The organism is Sunxiuqinia sp. A32, assembly GCF_052690465.1.
This window is the reverse complement of record NZ_JBQYLI010000019.1, coordinates 37,167-58,535: the sequence shown is the minus strand read 5'-3', so window position 1 is coordinate 58,535 and position 21,369 is coordinate 37,167. Positions and strand designations below refer to the sequence as shown.

Below are 21,369 nucleotides of genomic sequence, written 5' to 3'. Positions count from 1 at the left end.
TGTGAAATGACAGTGAAAAACACTCATATAATCTTGATCATTTTAGCGTCTATACTAGGGGCTTGCAATGATTTTCTGGATGTTCCTGCAACGGATCGCATCACAGATGAAGATGTATGGAGTGATCCTAAATTAGTTGATGCTGCGTTGGCCGAACTTTACCAGGGCATTCAATTTGAGGATTTCAATTATTACATGGGATGGGATGTTCATAATATTTACTTAAGCACGATTACTGATGATTGCATTGGTTCTTATCAGTCAGGACCTCTAGGGACAAAAGATGCTGGCGCTTATGTGTACGACAATGAGTGGTTTGGTTGGTGGGGATACGCGCAGGTTCGTCATTGCAATACATTCCTGCAAAAGCTGGAGGACGCAAATCTGACTTATAATGAAAAGAAATTATTGGCGGTAGAGGTACGTTTTATCAGGGCATATCATTATTTCAATATGGTGAAACGATATGGCGGGGTACCTTTAATAACAGAGGTTCAGGTTTATGAGAATGACGAGAGCTTATCTGAATTGCAGGTTGAGAGAAATAAAGAAAAAGAAATATGGGATTTCATCTCAATGGAATTAGATAATTGTGCTGATCAATTACCAGCAGCACGCAATGAGCAAAACAGGGCGCGAGCAACTAAGTGGGCAGCTTTAGCTTTAAAGTCAAGAGCCATGTTGTATGCTGCATCCATTGCAAAATATGGTACCGTGCAATTAAACGGATTGGTTGGAGTGGATGCTTCTGCTGCTGACGACTATTGGGAGCAAGCTTTATTGGCTGCTGAATCGATTATTAATGAGGGATCTTATCATTTGTATAATAAGTTCACTGATAAGTCTGAGAATTATTATCAATTATTTCTGGACAAGAACAATGGTGAATATATCTTCTGGGAAGAATTCTCGGTGCCTGATAAAGCACATAACTACGACTTGTTATTTACACCTTATAGTTTCACTCAAAATGGTTATGGATGTGGATTTAATCCTACGATTGAATTTGTTGAAGCCTACGAATACCTTGATGATGCGGATGGTAAACTGAAAATTAGAGGAGAAAATGGGGAGCTCATAAAATATGATTCGCCACTTGATTTATTTGAAAATAAAGATCCCAGATTGTCAGCAACAGTTTATTTGCCAATGAGTTCATGTCGTGGCGATATTGTTGAAATTCGAAGAGGAATTTATGACCAAGGGAACTTTATGCACTATGATGATTTAACCAGAACATATGGTCAAGGAGTAGAGGAAGTTTTTGTAGTTGGTAAGGATGGAATCATTGATGTAAACGATCCGACAAAGACTGGTTTTTATGTGAAAAAATTCTATAACGAAGAATTGCAAAATATCAAAGGAAATCAGTCAGACCAATATTGGCCGGCGTTTCGATTGGCGGAAATGTATTTGAATGCCGCTGAAGCAGCTTATGAGTTGAATCAAAAGAATGTTGCTCTCACAATGACGAATAAAATTCGGGAAAGAGCCGGTATCAAACTATTAACTGCCGATGAACTGACTCTGGATCGGATTCGCAATGAAAGGAGAGTGGAGCTGGCATTTGAAAATCATCGTTTTTGGGATTTAAAAAGATGGCGCACTGCTCACGAAGTTTTGAATTATTTTGAAACGAAAGCGCTTTGGCCTTGGTTAGATTGGAGTGATCGAAAGTATTTCTTCACCATTGGAGATGCGCCAAAAGCAATTAAGGTGTTTTTACCAAGACATTATTACCTGAAGTTTAGTGAGACTGAAATGAATACAAATCCAAAGTTGATACAAAACCCAGGCTTTTAAAATGAAGAAGAGTTTCAAAATATTATCAGTATTCGTATTTGCTATGTTGATGCAATCATGCATTAATGACATGGACAATATCGACAATTATACTGAGCCTGACTGTCAACTTACTGGATATTTCATTGATAGTGAAACCAATCAACCAGTTCCGCTTCCTGTTGAAGGAGAATCTGGAGTGAAACTTAGACTCTTTGAAAAGGAGCGCATTAATGGACGTTCAGTTGATTTTTATGCACAAAAGAATGGCCTGTTTAATCATTCTCGTTTATTTTCAAATACTTACAACTTGGTTCTTGAGCAAACACCTTTTTATCCTTTGGATACTTTGGTAATTGATGTGAAAAAAGTAACAGAAAGAGATATCATGGTTACCCCATATTGTAGAATCTCAGCTGAAGCAATTCCTGCTGGAAAATCTATTCAGATTAGTAGCGTGGTTTCCCGAGAGAGAAATGACTATAAAATGCAGGAACGAGTTGTACTTTGGCATTATTCACCAAATCTGGATCAACTCAGCATAAATAATAGTGGAAAAACTTCTCAGGATCTTCAGTTGATTGATGATGAAGAAATCATAAACACACCATATGCCACAACTCTTGACTTGGAAAATGATCCGGTCTTTGTGGAAAAATTAAATGTAATTAAAGCAAATCAAAACCAAATTTACATTCGTGTCGGAATAAAAACCAATGGATCTTACAATTATAGTGAGATCATTCCGGTACAACTGAATTTATAAGAGAAATCGCTAAGAAGAAATAACAAAAAAATTGGCAGAAGCAGCCCTTTTGCCAGAGCGGGTACACATCAATTAGAAATGTTGTACAGATTATATAATAAATATAATAATGGAATTGGATTGTCAAATTTTAAACTAAAAAATATAAAATTAATGTCTCTTAATCACCTGAAATTAAATGTAATATTGATCTTGGTGCTATTCGCCGGAGTCTCTTGTCAAACAGTTACGAAAGAAAAAAATTATGCTTTGTTGGTTAACTCAACATTAGGCTCAAAAGGTAAAGGTTTTGGTGTTGAACAGCGCTATCTGGAAGCAGGGTACACTTTTCCTGGGCCTATGTTGCCATTTGGGATGGTTCAGTTTACGACCACATTTTTCGATGAGAATAAAGGTTTTGTAATTAACCAAATGAGCGGTGCTGGTTGTCACAATATGGGAAATTTACCAATGCTACCGATACCTGGTGAATTGAAAGAATCTCCAATTGATATGATGTCATTCAAACCTGAAATTAAATTGAGTGATGCACATGCAGGCTATTATGAAGCAAATTTATTCAATCAGATAAACTGCGAACTATCAACCACCACTCGTACGGGTATTGCTCGTATTCATTTTGATGAATCGCAGAAAGGAACCATTTTGATTGGTACTGGAATAAACTCAACTGAGGTGTCTGAATCAAGTGTGAAAATCACTGGCCCAAATTCATTTGAAGGAGTTGCTGATGGTGGTAATTTCTGTGGGGCAAACAGCAATTATAAAATCTATTTTGCGGGAGAATTTAGCAAAGAGGCTGATGCATCTGGAACCTGGATGGGAGATTCACTTTTGGTTGGACAAACTTCAGCTCAGGACAATAATTCCGGGGTATATTTTTCATTTGAAAATAAAGACAGTTCCGCAATATTATATAAGGTTGGTATTTCCTATGTCTCGCTTGATAATGCAAAACTGAACCTTAAAACTGAAAATCCAAATTGGGATTTTGATCAAGTAAAAGAGCAAGCCGAAAAAGAATGGAACCAGGTTTTAAGTATAGTTGATGTTGAAGGTGCTTCTCAAGATAAAATCATTCAATTCTACTCTCATATGTATCATTCATTTGCACATCCAAGTGTGTTTAATGATGTGAATGGCGAATATATTGGAGCCGACTTTGAAATTCACACATCTGAAGATGGTGATTATTACACTGCATTTAGTAACTGGGATACCTACAGAACACAAATTCAATTGTTAAGCATGCTGGTTCCTGAAAAGGCTTCGCAGATGGTGTCAAGTATGCTCACATTTGCTGAGCAATCAGGAGGAGGACTTCCTCGTTGGGTTTGTGCCAATTTCGAAACTGGAATTATGCAGGGCGATCCAACAACTGCGTTGATAGCAAATGCTTATGCTTTTGGGGCTAAAAACTTTGATACCGCCAAAGCATTGGAGATTATGAGAAAGGGAGCTGAAGTACCGGGAACCATGTCTCAACGAGTGGAAACTCGCCAGCATCTTGATCAGTATTTGAATGACGGTTTCATTTCATCGTCTATGGGATCGTCCATGTTGCTGGAATATACCAGTTCAGATTTTGCGATTGCGCAGTTTGCTAAGAAGGCATTTAATGATGAAGATTTGTATAACACTTACCTGGAGCGTTCCAGAAAATGGAAAAATATTTACAATCCGGAAACTACCTGGTTACAGTCGCGATTTGAAGATGGGAGCTGGAAACCTCAAAACCACGATTGGAGAGAGGCTAGTTACAAGAATTATTTCTGGATGGTGCCTTACGATTTAAAATGCTTAACGGATACGATTGGAGGAGCAGAGGTTGCTGAGAAACGTTTGGATGAATTCTTTACAAAACTGAATGCCAATTACCACGAAGAGTTTTTTGCTGCAGGAAATGAGCCTAGTTTTCAATCTCCATGGACCTATAATTGGATTGGGAAACCAAATAAAACACAAGAGATAGTTCGTCGTATCATAAATGAACAGTACTCTAACCGCGACTGTGGATTACCTGGAAATGATGACATGGGGGCGATGGCTGCATGGTATGTTTTTGCCGACATGGGCTTGTATCCTATGGTTCCGGGAGTTGCAGGCTTTTCATTAAACGGTCCGTCGTTCGAGCAAATCAAAATTAATCTTGGTAATGGAAACGTATTAACGATAAAAGGTGGATCAGAGCAGAACATTTATGTAGACGGATTAACTGTAAATGATCAAAAATGGGAATCAACCTGGCTACCCTACAACGAGATTGAAAACGGATGTACTCTTCAGTTTAAAATGGCTGCAAGTCCGTCTCAATGGGGCGTAAATCAATTACCTCCATCATTTAACGAATTTAAATAGAACAGAATATTTGAAAATGAATAAACCAATTATTCCAAATAAACTAAATTACATGAAACAACGATTTTTAAATTATTTATTAGTTGCATTAGCAATAGTGTCATTCGCAAGCTGTCAACAAAAAGATGCAGAACCTTCTTTGAAAAGTTGGGCTATTGGTCCATTTGAACGACCAGAAGGAGTCAATCCGATTATCACTCCTGCTAATACTACCTTTTACTGTCCATTAACTGCTGATACTATTCCATGGGAGAATGGTGATACCTTTAACCCAGCGGCAATAGTGAAAAATGATACAGTCTGTGTTTTATATCGGGCAGAAGATCAATCAGGACAGGGCATTGGACAGCGAGCTTCCCGAATTGGATATGCACAGAGTGTTGATGGAACAACCATTGTGAAGAAATCGAAATCTCCCATCCTATTTCCTGCCAAGGATAATCAGGAAGAGCTGGAGTGGCCTGGTGGTTGCGAAGATCCACGTGTTGCGGTTACCGAAGATGGAACCTATGTAATTTTATATACTCAGTGGAATCGTAAACAAGCACGCTTAGCGGTGGCGCATTCAAAAGACCTATTTCACTGGGAGAAATACGGACCTGTATTTAAGGAAGCCTATAATGGGAAATTTGCTGATCGTTTTAGCAAATCAGCTTCTATCGTAACTACTTTAAAAGATGGCAAGCTGGTTATTTCAAAAATCAATGGTAAATATATGATGTACTGGGGCGAAAAGAATGTTTTTGCTGCAACTTCTACAGACTTGATTAACTGGGAACCATTAGTTGATGAAAATCAGGATTTAATTCCATTGGCATCACCTAGAAATGGGTACTTTGATAGTTCGTTGACGGAGTGTGGACCTCCTGCAATTTTAACGGATAATGGAATCGTACTTATTTATAATGGAAAAAATGATGGTGGTGAAAAAAGAGATACTGCTTATACAGCGAATGCTTATTGCGCTGGTCAGATCTTGTTTGACAAAAACGATCCTTATAAAGTGATTGATCGTTTAGACACTCCATTCCTAATTCCTGAAGAATCATTTGAAAAAAGTGGTCAATATCCTGCCGGAACTGTGTTTGTTGAAGGTCTTGTTTATTTCCATGACAAATGGTTCCTCTACTATGGTTGTGCAGATTCGCGAGTGGCTGTAGTTGTTTGCGATAACAATGATAATCTTTAAGCTAAACAGATATGAACTTTAGAAAAATTTTCATCCTTATAGTTGCATGTGGCTTTATTAGTCATGCATCGGTAAAAGCTCAAAAAACCATTCCTCAATTTAAGGAAGGTGAACGTGTTGTTTTTGTAGGAAACAGTATTACTCATGGAGGCCACTACCATTCATTTATATGGTTGTATTATATGACTCGATTCCCAAATAAACCTATTACTGTAATAAATGCAGGAATCGGTGGAGATTGTGCCTGGGATATTGAAGAACGTCTTGAGGACGATATTTTTAACAAGAAGCCTACCTATATGACCATGACGTTTGGAATGAACGATGTGGGGTATTTCGATTTCTATAAAGATAATGCTCAGGAAATTGCGAAGAAGCAAATTCAACGATCATTCGAAAGTTACCAGGTGATTGAAAAGCGCATGCAGGAAGCAGAAGGGGTAACTAAGGTAATGATTGGCGGTTCGCCGTATGATGAGGAGGCAAAGATCAAGAATCAAGTATTTCCAACGAAGAATGCTGCATTATTGAAAGTGAATGACTTTCAGCGTGCTTCAGCAGAAAATAATGGATGGGGTTTTGTTGACTTTGCCCGCCCAATGATGGAAATCAACCAACGGGAGCAGGCAAAAGATTCATTGTTTACACTTTGTGGAGGTGATCGCATTCACCCGGATAATAATGGTCACATGGTGATGGCATACTTGTTTTTAAAAGCACAAGGTTTAGCTGGCGAGAAAGTTGCTGATGTTGCTATTGATGCTCCAAAAAAGAAAGTGTTGACAGCTGAAAATTGCAAAATATCAGATCTTAAACTAAAAGATCAAGGTGTTGAATTCAGTTATTTGGCAAATGCCTTGCCATATCCGCTTGATTCAATTGCAAGAGGTTGGGGAAGCAAAAAATCACAGATGGACGCTATGACCTTGATTCCATTTATGGAGGAATTTAACCAGGAGACTTTAAAAGTTACCAACCTGGAAAGTGGTCTTTATCAGTTAAAAATTGATGGAGAAGACATTGCTAAATTCTCTTCAGCAGCCTTGCAAATGGGAATTAACCTTGCTGAGTTGACAAACACGCCTCAATACCGTCAGGCCTCTGCAATCATGTTATTAAATGACGAGCGTTTTGAAATTGAAAAGCGTTTCCGTGATTATGCATGGATGGAGTTCTCTTACCTGCAAGGGAAGGGAATGTTATTCGAAGATAATCAGGCTGCAGTTGATACTATTCGTGCTCATTGGAATGATGGCTTTGTTCGTGGAAACTTTGGTGTTTATGAGAAAGCTCAATATGTAGAAGTTCGAAATACTTGGCAAAAACAGATGGATGAAATTGTAAATACGATCTATCAGATTAACCAACCGATTGAACGGAAATTCGAACTCGTTAAAGTGAATTAACCAGAAAAATATTCAATCTTGAAAAAGAGAAAAACATATCGCATTATGTTGGTCTTGCAAGCTCTGTTACTTTCTGTAGCTGGCTTGCAGGCACAAACAACTTGGTTTGCAGATGGCTATCATGGTGGCGTTTATGGTCACTATCCCATGTGGCAAGCCCGTTTTATGGTTGACAAACTCACTGAAATTGCTGATTGGAAAATCAACCTGGAGATTGAGCCGGAAACTTGGGATACAGTAAGTGTGAAAGATGCTGAAAATTTCAAGGCACTGCAGGAGTATTATTCGACGACCGGGCGTTTTGGGCGCATTGAGTTTGTGAACCCAACCTGGGCACAACCGTATTGTTATAATGTTTCAGGAGAGAGCAATATCCGTCAGTTTAAATACGGGATGGCGAAAATCCGGGAGTATTTTCCAGAAGCCACCTTTACCACTTATTCTGTTGAAGAACCTTGCTTTACAAGCAGTTTGCCTCAGATTTTAAAAGGATTTGGGTATAAATATGCGGTATTGCGTAATCCAAACACTTGCTGGGGCGGATATACCAGTGGCTTTGGAAAGGACCTTGTAAATTGGATTGGTCCAGATGGAACTTCTATTCCAGCAGTGCCGAGGTATGCATGTGAAAAATTGTCAGAGACCGATACCTGGTCAACAGCTTCTAATAGTAACTCCAATGAGTTCATTGCAGCTTGCTTTGCTGATGGAGTTAAATATCCTGTGGGAATGACTTTTCAGGATGCAGGCTGGAGAGGCGGCCCATGGGGAAGTCAGTATAAACCGACTGTTTACACTACCTGGACTGAATACATTGACATGATTCAGGATAAGGTAGAACCGATGGACTGGGCATTTTCTTTGGAAGATATAAAACCGGGATTGGTTTGGGGAGCTCAGGTGCTTCAACGTTTGTCGCAAGAAGTGCGTGTTAGTGAAAATCGTCTGGTAATGGCTGAGAAAATGGCATCGCTTGATTACCTGTATACCGGAAGAGTGTGGCCAGCTGCCGATTTTAGAGAAGCATGGCGCACCCTGATGCTTGCTCAGCACCATGATTGTTGGATCGTACCTTATAATGGACGTCCAGGCGATACTTGGGCAGATAACGTTACCCGCTGGACAAATTCATCGAATGCTATTGCTGATGAAAAAATTGCCAAGCTCTTTTGGGGAGTGGAAAGCAAGGATGCCAAAAATATTCGAGTATATAATACAATGGGAACAACACGCACTGATCGTGTGATGATTGTTTTACCTGAAAACATAAAGAAGACGAATTTAAGTGTATTCAATCAAGATGGTAAAATAGTTCCTTCTCAACAGTCTATTGATACTGATGGAAGCACTGTACTTTATTTTGAAGCAACAGTTCCGGGATTAGGATATAGCACTTATACTTTAAAAGAGAAAACATCGCAAGCGAATAAGTCGGCCGCAAAAGAGCTGAAAGATGGAACACTTTTGGTTGAGACTGGCTTTTATATTGCGAAGATTAGTCCAGCTAAGGGAGGAACAATTACCAGTTTGGTTGATAAGAAGCATGGCAACAGACAATTGGTTGAAGTGGGAAAAGAACTGAATAACCTCCGAGGGTATTTTTACAAGCAAGAAAGGTTTCATGAAGGTTCGGAATCGCCAGCGAAAGTGAGTTTTGTTGAAGATGGTTCGGTATTTACACGAATTAAAGTTGAAAACCAGATTGCCGGAAATAGCTATTATCAGCTGATCACTTTTAATAAGCAAAATCCACGTATCGATTTTGAACTTCACATCGATTGGGACGGACAACCTGGAATTGGTGCATATGACCAGACCAATGACTACAAAGCAGAGGAACGTGCCAAAGCATTCTATAATGATAATTACAAGCTTCACCTGCAATTTCCATTCAAAGACTTGGGAGATAGGCTATTGAAGAATGCTCCTTTTGATGTTTGTGAAAGTGAATTGGATAATACATTGTATTCAAGCTGGGATAGCATAAAGCATAATGTGATATTAAACTGGGTTGATGCGGAAAACGTGTCAAAAGATTATGGTGTGGCTCTGTTTACAGATCATACAACCAGTTATTTACAAACATCAGATTTGCCGTTGGGATTAACCGTTCAGTATGTTGGTCGTGCCTTGTGGGGACGTAACTATCGAATACATGGTCCAACGCATATTCGCTATACACTGCTTCCTCATGCCAATGATTGGGAGCAGGCGCAGGTTGAAGCAGCGAGTTATGCATGGAATGAGCCATTATTTGGAGATTTTGTAAAATCAGGCAGCAATCCGTTGCAGCGTTCATTACTGGAATACGCTGATGCGAACCTTCATGTGAGTTCGGTGACCATGGATGGAGCCGATATGCTGGTCAGGTTTTACAGTACTTCATCCGAAGCTAAGGAACATGAAATTCAGTGGAACTGTAATGCCGAATCAGTGGAGCAGGTTGATTTGAATGGGAAGAAGATTGCAACAGTTAAATCTGATAAAGGAAGTAATGGAGAGATGGTGACAAAAATGACACTTCCACAATTTGGATTTCAGACTATCAAATTGACTCAAGTTAAACTAAAATAAGATGATTACAGAATTGAAATATATAACAATAATAATTGCGATTTTTTTCGTGGGATGTTCAAATCCGGGGGACAATAGCCCGGTTGAGAAAGGAGATTTTGCGGCATATGTAAATCCGTTTGTTGGAGCCAGTACCAGTTCGGATGCAGCCGGGGTTTATCATGGGTTAGGAAAAACGTTTCCTGGTGCCGCCACTCCTTTTGGCATGGTTCAGGTCAGTCCGAATACTATTACCGGTGGTGATAATGGATCAGGTTACAGTTATGAACATACAACCATTGAGGGCTTTGCCCTGACCCAGATGAGTGGTATTGGCTGGAATGGTGATATGGGTAACTTTTTGGTAATGCCAACAATCGGTGAACTAAGAACCAGTGCCGGAAAAGCGGATAATACTGAAGCAGGATACCGGTCAGGTTATTCCAAAGACAGCGAACAGGCATCTGCTGGTTGTTACTCTGTAGTATTGGATGATTACAAGGTGAAAGCAGAGATGACGGCAACAACTCACTGTGGAATGTACCGTTTCACTTTCCCTGAAAATAAACAGTCACGCATTCAGATTGATTTAGCCCGACGGGTAGGAGGTACCTCTACTTTACAGCAAGTAAAAGTTGTTGATGAGCACACAATTGCCGGGTGGATGCAATGTCCACCTGAAGGTGGTGGCTGGGGAAATGGCCTTGGAAAATCAGATTACACGGTTTATTTCTATGCACAATTTGACAAACCATTAAAAAACTATGGTATCTGGAGTGCTGATATTCCCGATGATTGGACTCGTAAGCTGGAAGATGTGACAAGTCCTGCCTACCAGGAGCTGGTTGCAAATTCCGAGGTATTTTATGATTTGGGAGAGAAAGAAGGTAAACATTTGGGCTTTTTCACCAATTTTTCGACAACAGAAAATGAAGAAGTTCTTCTGAAAACGGGGATTTCATTTGTAAACCTGGAGGGAGCAAAGAAAAACCTTGAAAAGGAAATCAAGGATTGGAATTTTAATCGGGTTAAAGAGCAGGCAACGGAAGCATGGAATTCTGATTTGCGAAAAATCGCTGTTAAAGGTGGAACAGATGATGAAAGAGCCGTCTTTTATACAGCTCTTTATCACACCATGCTGGATCCACGAACCTTTGAAGATGTTACTAATTTATATATCGGTGGTGATAAGCAGGTCCATGAATCGGAGCACTTTACCAAACGTACCATTTTTAGTGGCTGGGATGTTTTTCGCAGCCAGTTCCCTTTGCAAACTTTAATTAACCCAACAGTTGTCAATGACATGTTGAACTCACTGATCACTTTGGCTGACGAAAGTGGCAAAGGTTATTTTGAACGGTGGGAACTTGCGAATGCATATAGTGGATGTATGGTTGGTAATCCTGCAATATCGGTATTGGCCGATGCCTATGCCAAAGGAATTAGTGGGTATGATATTAACCAGGCATATCGGGTATCTCTGGCTACTTGCGAGCACAGCGGAAACGAAAAGCTTGGTTACACAGTTAGGTGTGATGCCGTTGATTCCGGAAGCGCTGGCTTTGCTATTGGCGAGTTTTCAATTTCCAATACACTGGAACTAAGTTATACGGAGTGGTGCCAGGCGCAGCTCGCAAAAGCTGTTTATAAAGAAAATGACTACAAAAAATACATGCAGTTATCTCAAAGCTATCACAATGTATTTGATCCTGAGGTTGGTTGGTTTCGTGCAAGGAATGAAGATGGTAGTTGGAAAGAATGGCCCAAAGATGGTCGTTTGACTGAATGGCACGGTACGGTGGAATGTAATCCTTACCAGCAAGGTTGGTTCGTTCCGCATGATGTGGAAGGTATGGTTGAATTGATGGGCGGCCGTGACAAAGTATTGGCAGATTTGACCAATTTCTTCGAGAAAGTGCCAGAGAATATGATGTGGAATGATTATTACAATCATGCGAATGAGCCGGTTCATCATGTACCATTTTTATTCAACCGCATCGGTGCACCCTGGCTGACTCAAAAATGGACAAGAGAAATTTGTCGCCGTGCTTATAAGAATAAAGTTGAAGGTTTGGTAGGCAACGAAGATGTTGGTCAGATGTCGGCTTGGTATGTATTAGCCGCAGTTGGTTTACACCAGGTTTGCCCGGGTGACTTGCGCTATGAAATTACCAGCCCTGTATTTGACGAAGTCACTATTCAACTGGATAAAGTATACGCATCCGGAAAAACATTTACAGTAAAAGCGAATAATAACTCAGCAGAAAATATCTACATCCAGAGCGCAAGCTTAAATGGCGAACCTTTGGACAGGTGCCATCTGGATTATAAAGAGATTGCATCAGGAGGAATTCTGGAGCTTGAAATGGGATCAACGCCTAACACTGTTTGGGGACTAAAATAAAAACCATGAATAAAATTAATACAATGAAAAAAAGATTAATGCTGATAATGCTGATTTGCGTTATTGGAATAGGAGTGCTTCAGGCTGGAGAACCGGATCTGCTGAAATATGTAAATACATTGCAGGGAACGGACTCAAAGCCTGATTATAGCAATGGAAATACTTATCCTACAGTTGCTGTGCCATACCCAATGCATGCATTTTCTGCACAAACAGGAAGAAACGGAGATGGATGGAAATACCAGTATTCGGCAACAACAATACGTGGTTTTCAGCAAACCCATCAGTGTAGCCCTTGGGTGAGGGACTATGCTACTTTTACGTTAATGCCACAAATCAAAAAGCTGGTAGTTAACGAAAATGACAGAGCTGTTGGTTTTTCTCACAAAAATGAAATTGCAAAACCTAACTACTACTCTGTAAAATTGGATAATGGTATTAAAACCGAAATATCACCAGTGGAAAGAGGTGGTATGATGCGTTTTACATTTCCCAAAAAGGAAGATGCTTTCATCGTTTTGGATGGATACATCGGCACCAGTGAAGTGAAAATTATTCCCGAGGAGAACAAAATTATCGGTTGGGTTAACAGTGGTTTCTTATTTCCTAAAGAAATGAAAGGCTATTTTGTGTTAAGCTTCGATCAGCCGTTTGTCGCGTACGGTACATGGGAAAATCAAAAGGATGAAATAACTCCGAATGGCAAAGTTGATACTGGTAAAGGTAAAGGTGCTTATATACAGTTTAAACCCGGAACCACGGTGCAAGTTAAAATTGCTTCTTCTTATATCAGTCAGGAACAGGCTCAACTTACTCTCGACAGAGAGTTAGGCAATTTTTCGAAACTGGAAGAAGTTAAGAATGCTGCAGCAAAATTATGGAATGAATTGCTCGGTAGGATTGTTGTTGAAGGCGATAATGAAGATGATAAAGCAACTTTTTATTCATGCTTGTTTAGAGCGAATTTGTTTTCACACAAATTTTACGAAATTGATGAAGATGGCAATCCGTATTATCGCAGTCCATACGACAATAATGTTCATGAAGGTTATATGTACACCGATAATGGATTCTGGGATACATTTCGTTCTCAATTCCCGCTAACAAATATCCTTCACCCAGGGATGCAGGGAAGATATATGCAGTCTTTGGTTGATGCTAAAGAGCAGTGTGGATGGTTCCCAACCTGGTCATGTCCGGGGATGTCTGGAATTATGATTGGCAACCATGCAATTTCACTGTTGACAGATGCATGGGTAAAAGGAATCAGAAATTTTGATCCGGAAAAAGTACTTCAACAATACTATCACGAAATTACCAATAAAAGTGTTTGGGGTGGATCCAGTGGCCGTGAGGGACATAAAGAATATTTCGAACTGGGTTATATACCTCTTGAAAAAGCTGGAGAAAGCGCCGCAAAAACACTGGAATATGCCTACGATGATTTTTGTGCCTATAACCTGGCAAAAATGATTGATAATAAATTTTATATGCAGGTTTTCGGTCGTCAGATGTATAATTTCAAAAATATCTGGGATGCCGATGCTGGTTATATGAGAGGAAGAAAAGTAAATGGTGATTGGGCTTACGACAACTTTAATGAATACCGATGGGGTAATCCATTTACTGAAGGTAATTCTGCTCAATACACATGGTCCGTGTTTCAGGATGTACAGGGACTGATTGATTTGATGGGGGGTAAGGATAAATTTAACGAACGCCTGGATACATTTTTCAACGGTACCAACACCTATGACGTTGGAAGTTACGGTAGTGTGATTCATGAAATTGCAGAGATGATTGATGCAAATATGGGACAGTATGCTCATGGAAATCAGCCTTGTCAGCACGTACCTTATTTGTACAACTATTCTGGTCAACCATGGAAGGCTCAGGCGCAGTTGCGTAAAGTAATGACTCAATTGTATAATGCGTCTCCAAAAGGTTATCCGGGAGATGAAGATCAGGGTGGATTATCATCATGGTATATATTGAGTTCATTGGGTATTTACAGTGTTTGTCCCGGAACCGATCAATACGTGATTGGAAGTCCAATGTTTGAAAAAGCAACTATCACGCTCGAAAATGGAAAGAAATTCGTGATAAAAGCGGATGGTAACAGTGCTGAGAATGTCTACATCGACTCAGCTACTTTAAATGGGAAATCATATTCGAAAAATTGGATCACCTATGAAGATATTATCAATGGTGGTGAATTGCACTTTAAAATGAGCAATCAACCAAATCTTGAACGTGGAATTTCAGAAGAAGATATACCATTTTCTGTGTCAAAAACAGTCACTAACAACTAATAATAAACTAATTAATCTGAACAAGGATTTGCCAATGGTTTAAAATAATCCCCCAATACATTAATGATTGATATTTAGAGTTTTAGCAAATTGATAAATTATGCTAATGGGGATGTTTTGTGCCAAATATTGAGTGAAGATGATGAATGAATTAATGAAATATAAGCATATTCGAATGGTCTTTCTATTCCTTCTTCTAGCGGTGTTTAATACCAAAGCGGGAAGAAGTCAGTCAGTTGAAACATACAGTTTGAACTCGGATAATTCAATGTTGGTATGGAAAGTTTTGCCAGCAGATCTATTGAACAATTCCGGGCAAATAATGACTCCTGATTTTGATGATAAAAAGTGGGTGAAGGCAACTGTTCCTGGAACTGTTTTTGGTTCATATGTTGAGCAAGGACTTGAAAAGGATCCGAATTTTGGAGATAATATTTACCAGGTTGATAAAGAGAAATACGATAAAAATTTCTGGTATCGTACAGAATTTACTGTTCCCGAAAGCATAGACAAAGATATTGTTTGGTTAAACTTCGAGGGGATTAATCGTCGAGGTACTGTATATGTAAATGGAACATGTGTCGGAAGATTAAACGGGTTTTATGAGCGCGGAAAATATGATATTACCAAAATTCTAAATCGATCGGGTAAAAACGTGCTGGCAGTATTGGTTGAATGCCCAACGCCGCCAATTCCCAACTTCGAAAGTCCTACTTACATTTCCAGTGCCAGTTGGGACTGGATGCCTTATGTTCCGGGATTATTGAGTGGAATAACCGATGATGTTTTTCTGACCACCACGAATGGTTTTGAAATGATTGATCCGTGGATTCGCACAATGGAGATTCGCGACAACGAAGCAGATCTTCAGATTAGCCTTGATGTTGCGAATTACACAAGAAAGCGAAGCGGTGCCAGGCTCGTTGGAAAAATTATGCCTGGAAACATTAGCTTTTCAAAGGAGCTTAAACTTGGCGGTAGAGATCGTGATTACGTGAATGATTTCGATCATATTACACTCACGAAGAAAGAAATCGCAGCTTTGTTAATTAAAGAGCCAAATTTGTGGTGGCCAAATGGGTATGGAGATCCTAAACTATATACCTGTAAGCTTCAACTTGAGGTCGATGATAAAGTTTCCGACGAAAAGACCATAACTTTTGGGATCAGAAAGTATTCATACGATAAAAATGATAACGTCTTACACATCTCAATAAATGGAAAACGTATCTTCCTGAAGGGGGGTAATTGGGGAATGTCTGAATACATGCTGCGTTGTCGTGGAGCAGAATACGATACGAAAGTTAGGCTTCATCAGGAAATGAATTACAACATCATTCGAAACTGGATCGGTTCCACCACTGATGAAGAATTTTACAAAGCATGCGACAAATATGGAATCATGGTTTGGGATGACTTTTGGTTGAATTCTCATCCAAACCTTCCAGATGATGTGCAGGCATTTAATAAAAATGCCATCGAAAAAATAAAACGTTTAAGAAATTACGCTTGTATTTCGGTTTGGTGTGGCGACAACGAAGGTTACCCTCGTCCGCCATTGAATGAATGGTTGCAAGAAGACGTGAATGTTTTTGATGGAGGAGATCGTCGTTACCATGCGAACTCACATTCAGATGCTTTAACAGGAAGTGGTATATGGGTAAATCTGGAACCCCAGGGATATTTCGCGAGTCCGCCACTCGGCTTTGGAGGCGAGAAAGGATGGGGGCTTCGCACAGAGATCGGTACGGCTGTTATTACCAACTTCGAGAGCTTCAAAAAATTTATTCCAGAGAAAGATTGGTGGCCTAGAAATGATATGTGGAATAAGCATTTCTTTGGAGATCTAGCCGCAAATGCAGGACCTGATGCATATTTCGAAACGATTGAAAAAAGTTATGGAAAAGCGTCTGGTATTGAAGATTTCTGTAGAAAGTCTCAGTTGTTGAACATTGAGACTAACAAGGCCATGTATGAAGGCTGGGTCGATCATATTTGGGACGATGCTTCGGGAATTATGATTTGGATGAGTCAAAGTGCCTACCCGTCATTTGTTTGGCAAACTTACGACTATTACTACGATTTAAATGGCGCCTATTGGGGAGCGAAAAGTGCGTGCGAACCTGTTCATATTCTTTGGAATTGTGCGAACAATAAAGTGCGGGTGACCAACACTTCCTCAGATGAATTGAAAGAGGTAACTGCTACCGCAAAAGTTTATAATCTGGATGGTAAGGAAGTTCCTTCGTTCAGCAAAAGTGCAACAATCGATGTACCTTCAAATGCTGCTCAAACCGGTTTCACTATTCAGTTTGATGATGAAGAAAACCTGGCTTTTCAAAAATCAACTTTTGCTTCCTCAACTGCAGACGAAGCTGGTGACGCATCGCAGGCTACTGACGGTGGTGTCGGTTCCAGATGGGGAAGTAATTATTCTGATGACCAATGGATTTATGTGGATTTAGGGAAAATTCTACCAATCAATGAAATTCAATTGTATTGGGAAAATGCGTACGCCAGTTCCTATAAACTTCAGGTGTCAGATGATGCCCAAAATTGGAAAGATGTTTACATAAACTCAGAATCAAAAGGAGGTCGTGAAAAGATAGAAATTGATCCGGTCTCAACGCGGTATGTGCGAATGTTGGGAGTGAAGCGAGCTACACAATGGGGTTACTCCTTGTGGGAAATGAAAGTGCTGAATGTGGACCGTTCTGTAACTAAAATCAATCCACTATCTCCAGTTCACTTTATTCGTCTTCAATTGCGTGATAAAGAGGGCAATCTGCTCTCTGATAATTTTTATTGGAGAGGAAATGAGTACCTGAATTATAAGGCTTTAAATACTCTTCAGAAAGTTAAGCTACAAGTAAAAACTGAAACCGAGATTGTCGCTAATAAGCGATTGATTACGGCAGAAGTTTCAAGCCCTGAAAGTGCACCAAATGTTGCCTTCGCGCTAAGAGTGATGCTGGTAGATGAGAAGACAGGGGAGCAAATCTTACCAGCCTTTATGGATGCCAATTATTTCTCTTTAATGCCAGGTGAAACAAGAACAATTCATATTGAGGTGGATGAAAAATTGGCAAATGAGAAAGATTCAAAAGTGATAGTTCAACAATATAATCCAAATTAAAATGATGAAAATAATGGAGTATAACGGACTCATTTCTATGAATGAAACAAATGAAAAATCAGAATTGAAGACAATTCGCCGGAAGTTTTTAAAACGAAAAACGATTGTTCGCAATAATGTTATTAGTGTTCTATATTTTTTAACCAAAACAAATTTAATGCTTATGAAAAAAATCATTTATCCGATTTTACTGATTTCGGGAATGTGGTTATTAGCTTCTTGTGAGTCGAAAGACTTTCTGGATGAAACCGAGACAACCGATCTCGATGCAATGACCGTTTTCTCAGACAGTACTTACACCACTGCCTTTTTGACTGATATTTATACAGGTATTGGTTTTGCAAGTGAATTTGATCGTTTCAATGACGGACCGTTCTCTTACACACCAAGTGGTGGGCCTCAAACAGCTTGTGATGAGGCAGAGCCCCGTCAGTTGGCGAAAATCACTACAGATATTCAGTTTATTACAGGGACTGTTAACCCGGTAATCATTAGTGATGACTCGTGGAACAAACCTTATGAAAATATCCGCAAGGTAAACCAGTTTTTGAAACATTTACCAGATACTCCACTTACTGAAGGAAAAAAGAGGACCTATGCTGCAGAAGCGCGCTTTTTAAGAGCCTGGTACTACTCGGTGTTACTGAGGCATTATGGCGGTGTACCACTTATTGGTGATACTATTTACACGTATGGAGATGATATCAACTCGGTTAGAAACACCTATGCAGAATGTGTTGATTACATTGTTTCTGAATGCGATGCTGCTGCTAAAGATTTACCTGTTCAACCATCGGGAAGAGAGCGTGGTCGTGTTGGCGCCGGAGCTTGTAAGTCTTTAAAGGCCCGGGTGCTGTTGTTTGGTGCAAGTCCACTTTTCAATGGAAGTGATTATGCTCCTGAGACCCATAAAACGTTGCTGGGTTACCCTGAGTATAGCCTGGATCGTTGGAGACTTGCGCTGGAGGCTGCTGAAGAAGTAATTGGCCTGGGAGTTTATTCATTATATGTAGACAATGATGAAGAGCCTGGACGTGGATTCTATCGTATATTCCTTGCCAGTGACTGGACAACCCAAGGAACTTTTAGTGGTAATATTCTTGAGAAAAAAGCTCCACACGGACAAGGTCGTGAAAGATTATTTCAACCTCCCTCCAGAAATGGTGGCGGCGGTGGCTGGATTTACCAGGAACTCGTTGATGCTTTTGACATGAAAAACGGGAAACCAATTACCGATCCTGAATCCGGTTACGATCCAGCTAATCCGTATGCAAACCGTGACCCTCGTTTTTACAATACAGTTACCTATGACCAGTCTGTACTGAGAAATGGTGATATTGAAAATGTACCTGTAAACATCTTCCTTGGAAATTATAATGGAACTCCATCCGGTCAGGATGCGGTACATACAGGAACACCAACTGGATACTACATCAAGAAAATGCTTCATAGAGCTTGTGCTGCCAATTTCTGGATTGGAGTGCCACAGTCTCGTCCATTGCTTCGTTATGCAGAAGTTTTACTGAATTACGCTGAAGCTAAAAACGAATATGAAGGGCCAACAGCTGAAGTATACAGTGCATTGGAAGCTATTCGTGAGCGTGCAGGTATGGATCCTTTCACACTTCCATCGGGGCTTTCGCAGGATGAAATGAGAGAAGTGATCCGTCATGAGCGCAGGATTGAACTGGCCTTTGAAGGTTTCCGTTTCTGGGATGTACGCCGCTGGATGATTGCAGAGCAAACAGAAACTCAGATGATGACCGGAATGGAGGTTATCCGCGATGGTGATAATGTTGAATACAATCGCTTCAATGTAAGAAAGCATGTATTCCGTAAAGCCACTTACTTTTGGCCAATCCCATATAAAGAGGTTGCCAAATCCCCTGAACTAGTGCAGAACCCATATTATTAATCGAATTCTGTTTGACGATGATTAATTCAAAGAAAAAAAATATAATTATGAAAATATTGTCAAGATTAAAAGTGTATACTGCTTTTCTGGTCTTACTGGTACTGGTTGGTGCATGTGAGATGTTTGAAGAAGAAACCAAGGTATATACTGAAAGTCCGAAAAGTGTTGTCGGCAGCTGGAAGATCGTGAAAGCTTACAGAAATGAAGTGGACATTACTGCATTGATGGATTTTAGCCAATTCAGAATAAACTTCCAGGAAAACAGCAGTTACACGATTGAAAACTACATTCCATTTTTGGTTGATGGACAGGGAACTTATACGCTGGATGATCCACAATTCCCCTTCCATATCTCATTTAACGTTGAGAATGAAGCAGAACCCCTGGTTACCGTGTTGAACTATCCGATTGTTGATGGTCACCGCCAGATAGGGCTCACCTTTAGTCCCGGCTGTAGAAATAATTCCTACACCTACGTATTGGAAAATGCTTCAAATTAACTGAATTAAAGTGATTTATATGAAAAGAAATAATAAAAGATTTAAGATTCTGTCAGCCAGGAATATCGCACTAGTTGTTATGACTATTTTGATGGTTCACTGCGTGTACCTGGATTCGGTGGATTATGAACCTACTGTAAATGCTGGTGAAGAGGCGACTTTCACGATGCATGTCCGGGTTGAGCCTGGTGAAAATAAGAATGATGTTCGGTTGGTAATTGGCTACCTGGTTCCAAAAAGCTGGAATGCTGCTGAGAATACCGTGGTTACTTACACCAGTAATATTGATGAAGGCACTAAAACGATGTCTTTGATACCGGAAGGAAACCTTCCAAAAAATGGAGGTGGATTGTCATGGTCAAACGCACTCAGGAGCAAATTTGAATTTGGTCCGAATGTACTGGAAGATATGGAATGGATCGCTTACTGGTCGGATGCAGTTTATAGTGTGCAAAACCAGGAAAAACTATCGGCTGATATTTCTATTCAAACGGTCACCGGACCTGAAAACATGCGGGTTAAGTTAGGTTTCTTTGTAAACCACACGGAAGATGGTATCAATGGAACTGACCACTGGAAAGTTCTTTATACGGATTGTTTTGACGTTATTAACGGGGAAGGCGATCCTGTTGACTTCTGTCAGTTACACTTTAATAAAGCACAGCCTCTTCAGGCAACCAAGGATGATATTATTACCATTAAATACCAGGGTGATATTGCACAAAATAAACTGGACGATTCTGAAGAAGTATATCTATGTGCAACTGCATTTACTGATAATGGAAATAGCTATTATGTCTGCAATATGGATGATCAATCCAGGATGTTGAGAGAGAATGCATTTGGGCACACCTTTAGTCTTACTTTCTGGCCTGCAGGATATTTTGGAATTCCTGAAGGAGAAACGGTCACAAAAATTCAATATTCCTTTTTGAATGGCGATGGATCGGTTGAACTCCAGGAAGTTTTGGAAGATATGTCAGAAGTTCCTTTTGTCTATACATTTAGTTGTAAGTAAGGGATTTAAAACTTCAAATTTTATCACTTT

At 39.8% G+C, this 21,369-nt stretch carries 12 protein-coding genes; all 12 read left to right on the top strand.

The window, feature by feature from the left end:
* The first annotated feature begins 12 nt into the window (after positions 1-12).
* The 12 genes from ACUNWD_RS17085 (at position 13) to ACUNWD_RS17030 (ending at position 21,339) form a co-directional block, all read left to right on the top strand.
* Positions 13-1,803, top strand: coding sequence for a RagB/SusD family nutrient uptake outer membrane protein (locus ACUNWD_RS17085; RefSeq protein ID WP_445589062.1), 1,791 nt, complete (start codon positions 13-15; stop codon positions 1,801-1,803).
* A gap of 1 nt (position 1,804) precedes the next feature.
* The gene (locus tag ACUNWD_RS17080) at positions 1,805-2,548 is read left to right on the top strand and encodes a DUF3823 domain-containing protein (protein WP_445589061.1); all 744 of its coding nucleotides are present in this window, start codon (positions 1,805-1,807) and stop codon (positions 2,546-2,548) included.
* A 153-nt stretch (positions 2,549-2,701) separates the two neighbouring features.
* The gene (locus ACUNWD_RS17075; RefSeq protein WP_445589060.1) at positions 2,702-4,906 is read left to right on the top strand and encodes a GH92 family glycosyl hydrolase; all 2,205 of its coding nucleotides are present in this window, start codon (positions 2,702-2,704) and stop codon (positions 4,904-4,906) included.
* A gap of 52 nt (positions 4,907-4,958) precedes the next feature.
* A complete protein-coding gene (locus ACUNWD_RS17070; protein WP_445589059.1) occupies positions 4,959-6,095 on the top strand; it encodes a glycoside hydrolase family 130 protein in 1,137 nt (378 codons plus the stop codon).
* A gap of 11 nt (positions 6,096-6,106) precedes the next feature.
* Positions 6,107-7,501: an SGNH/GDSL hydrolase family protein gene (locus tag ACUNWD_RS17065; protein WP_445589058.1), complete on the top strand. Its 1,395-nt coding sequence runs from the start codon at positions 6,107-6,109 to the stop codon at positions 7,499-7,501.
* 18 nt (positions 7,502-7,519) lie between these two features.
* Entirely contained in the window at positions 7,520-10,075 is a 2,556-nt protein-coding gene (locus ACUNWD_RS17060; protein WP_445589057.1) for a glycoside hydrolase family 38 C-terminal domain-containing protein, read from the top strand.
* 1 nt (position 10,076) lies between these two features.
* Positions 10,077-12,458, top strand: coding sequence for a GH92 family glycosyl hydrolase (locus tag ACUNWD_RS17055; RefSeq protein ID WP_445589056.1), 2,382 nt, complete (start codon positions 10,077-10,079; stop codon positions 12,456-12,458).
* A 5-nt stretch (positions 12,459-12,463) separates the two neighbouring features.
* Positions 12,464-14,770 carry a GH92 family glycosyl hydrolase gene (locus ACUNWD_RS17050; RefSeq protein ID WP_445589055.1) on the top strand — a complete coding sequence of 769 codons (2,307 nt, stop codon included), beginning with the start codon at positions 12,464-12,466 and terminating at the stop codon, positions 14,768-14,770.
* A 139-nt stretch (positions 14,771-14,909) separates the two neighbouring features.
* Positions 14,910-17,906 (top strand): discoidin domain-containing protein, encoded by a 2,997-nt coding sequence (locus ACUNWD_RS17045; protein ID WP_445589054.1) that lies wholly within the window; start codon positions 14,910-14,912, stop codon positions 17,904-17,906.
* A gap of 163 nt (positions 17,907-18,069) precedes the next feature.
* Positions 18,070-19,821: a RagB/SusD family nutrient uptake outer membrane protein gene (locus ACUNWD_RS17040; protein WP_445589053.1), complete on the top strand. Its 1,752-nt coding sequence runs from the start codon at positions 18,070-18,072 to the stop codon at positions 19,819-19,821.
* A 47-nt stretch (positions 19,822-19,868) separates the two neighbouring features.
* On the top strand, positions 19,869-20,321 hold the full coding sequence (locus ACUNWD_RS17035; protein ID WP_445589052.1) for a DUF5004 domain-containing protein: 453 nt from the start codon (positions 19,869-19,871) through the stop codon (positions 20,319-20,321).
* A 19-nt stretch (positions 20,322-20,340) separates the two neighbouring features.
* Entirely contained in the window at positions 20,341-21,339 is a 999-nt protein-coding gene (locus ACUNWD_RS17030; RefSeq protein WP_445589051.1) for a DUF4961 domain-containing protein, read from the top strand.
* The last annotated feature ends 30 nt before the right edge of the window (positions 21,340-21,369 follow it).

Excerpts from the sequence above, each read along its gene's own strand:
- ACUNWD_RS17070 (WP_445589059.1), top strand. The coding sequence starts at position 4,959 with ATGAAACAACGATTTTTAAATTATTTATTAGTTGCATTAGCAATAGTG.
- ACUNWD_RS17030 (WP_445589051.1), top strand. The coding sequence starts at position 20,341 with ATGAAAAGAAATAATAAAAGATTTAAGATTCTGTCAGCCAGGAATATC.
- ACUNWD_RS17040 (WP_445589053.1), top strand. The coding sequence starts at position 18,070 with ATGAAAAAAATCATTTATCCGATTTTACTGATTTCGGGAATGTGGTTA.
- ACUNWD_RS17035 (WP_445589052.1), top strand. The coding sequence starts at position 19,869 with ATGAAAATATTGTCAAGATTAAAAGTGTATACTGCTTTTCTGGTCTTA.
- ACUNWD_RS17065 (WP_445589058.1), top strand. The coding sequence starts at position 6,107 with ATGAACTTTAGAAAAATTTTCATCCTTATAGTTGCATGTGGCTTTATT.
- ACUNWD_RS17045 (WP_445589054.1), top strand. The coding sequence starts at position 14,910 with ATGATGAATGAATTAATGAAATATAAGCATATTCGAATGGTCTTTCTA.
- ACUNWD_RS17055 (WP_445589056.1), top strand. The coding sequence starts at position 10,077 with ATGATTACAGAATTGAAATATATAACAATAATAATTGCGATTTTTTTC.
- ACUNWD_RS17080 (WP_445589061.1), top strand. The coding sequence starts at position 1,805 with ATGAAGAAGAGTTTCAAAATATTATCAGTATTCGTATTTGCTATGTTG.
- ACUNWD_RS17075 (WP_445589060.1), top strand. The coding sequence starts at position 2,702 with ATGTCTCTTAATCACCTGAAATTAAATGTAATATTGATCTTGGTGCTA.
- ACUNWD_RS17050 (WP_445589055.1), top strand. The coding sequence starts at position 12,464 with ATGAATAAAATTAATACAATGAAAAAAAGATTAATGCTGATAATGCTG.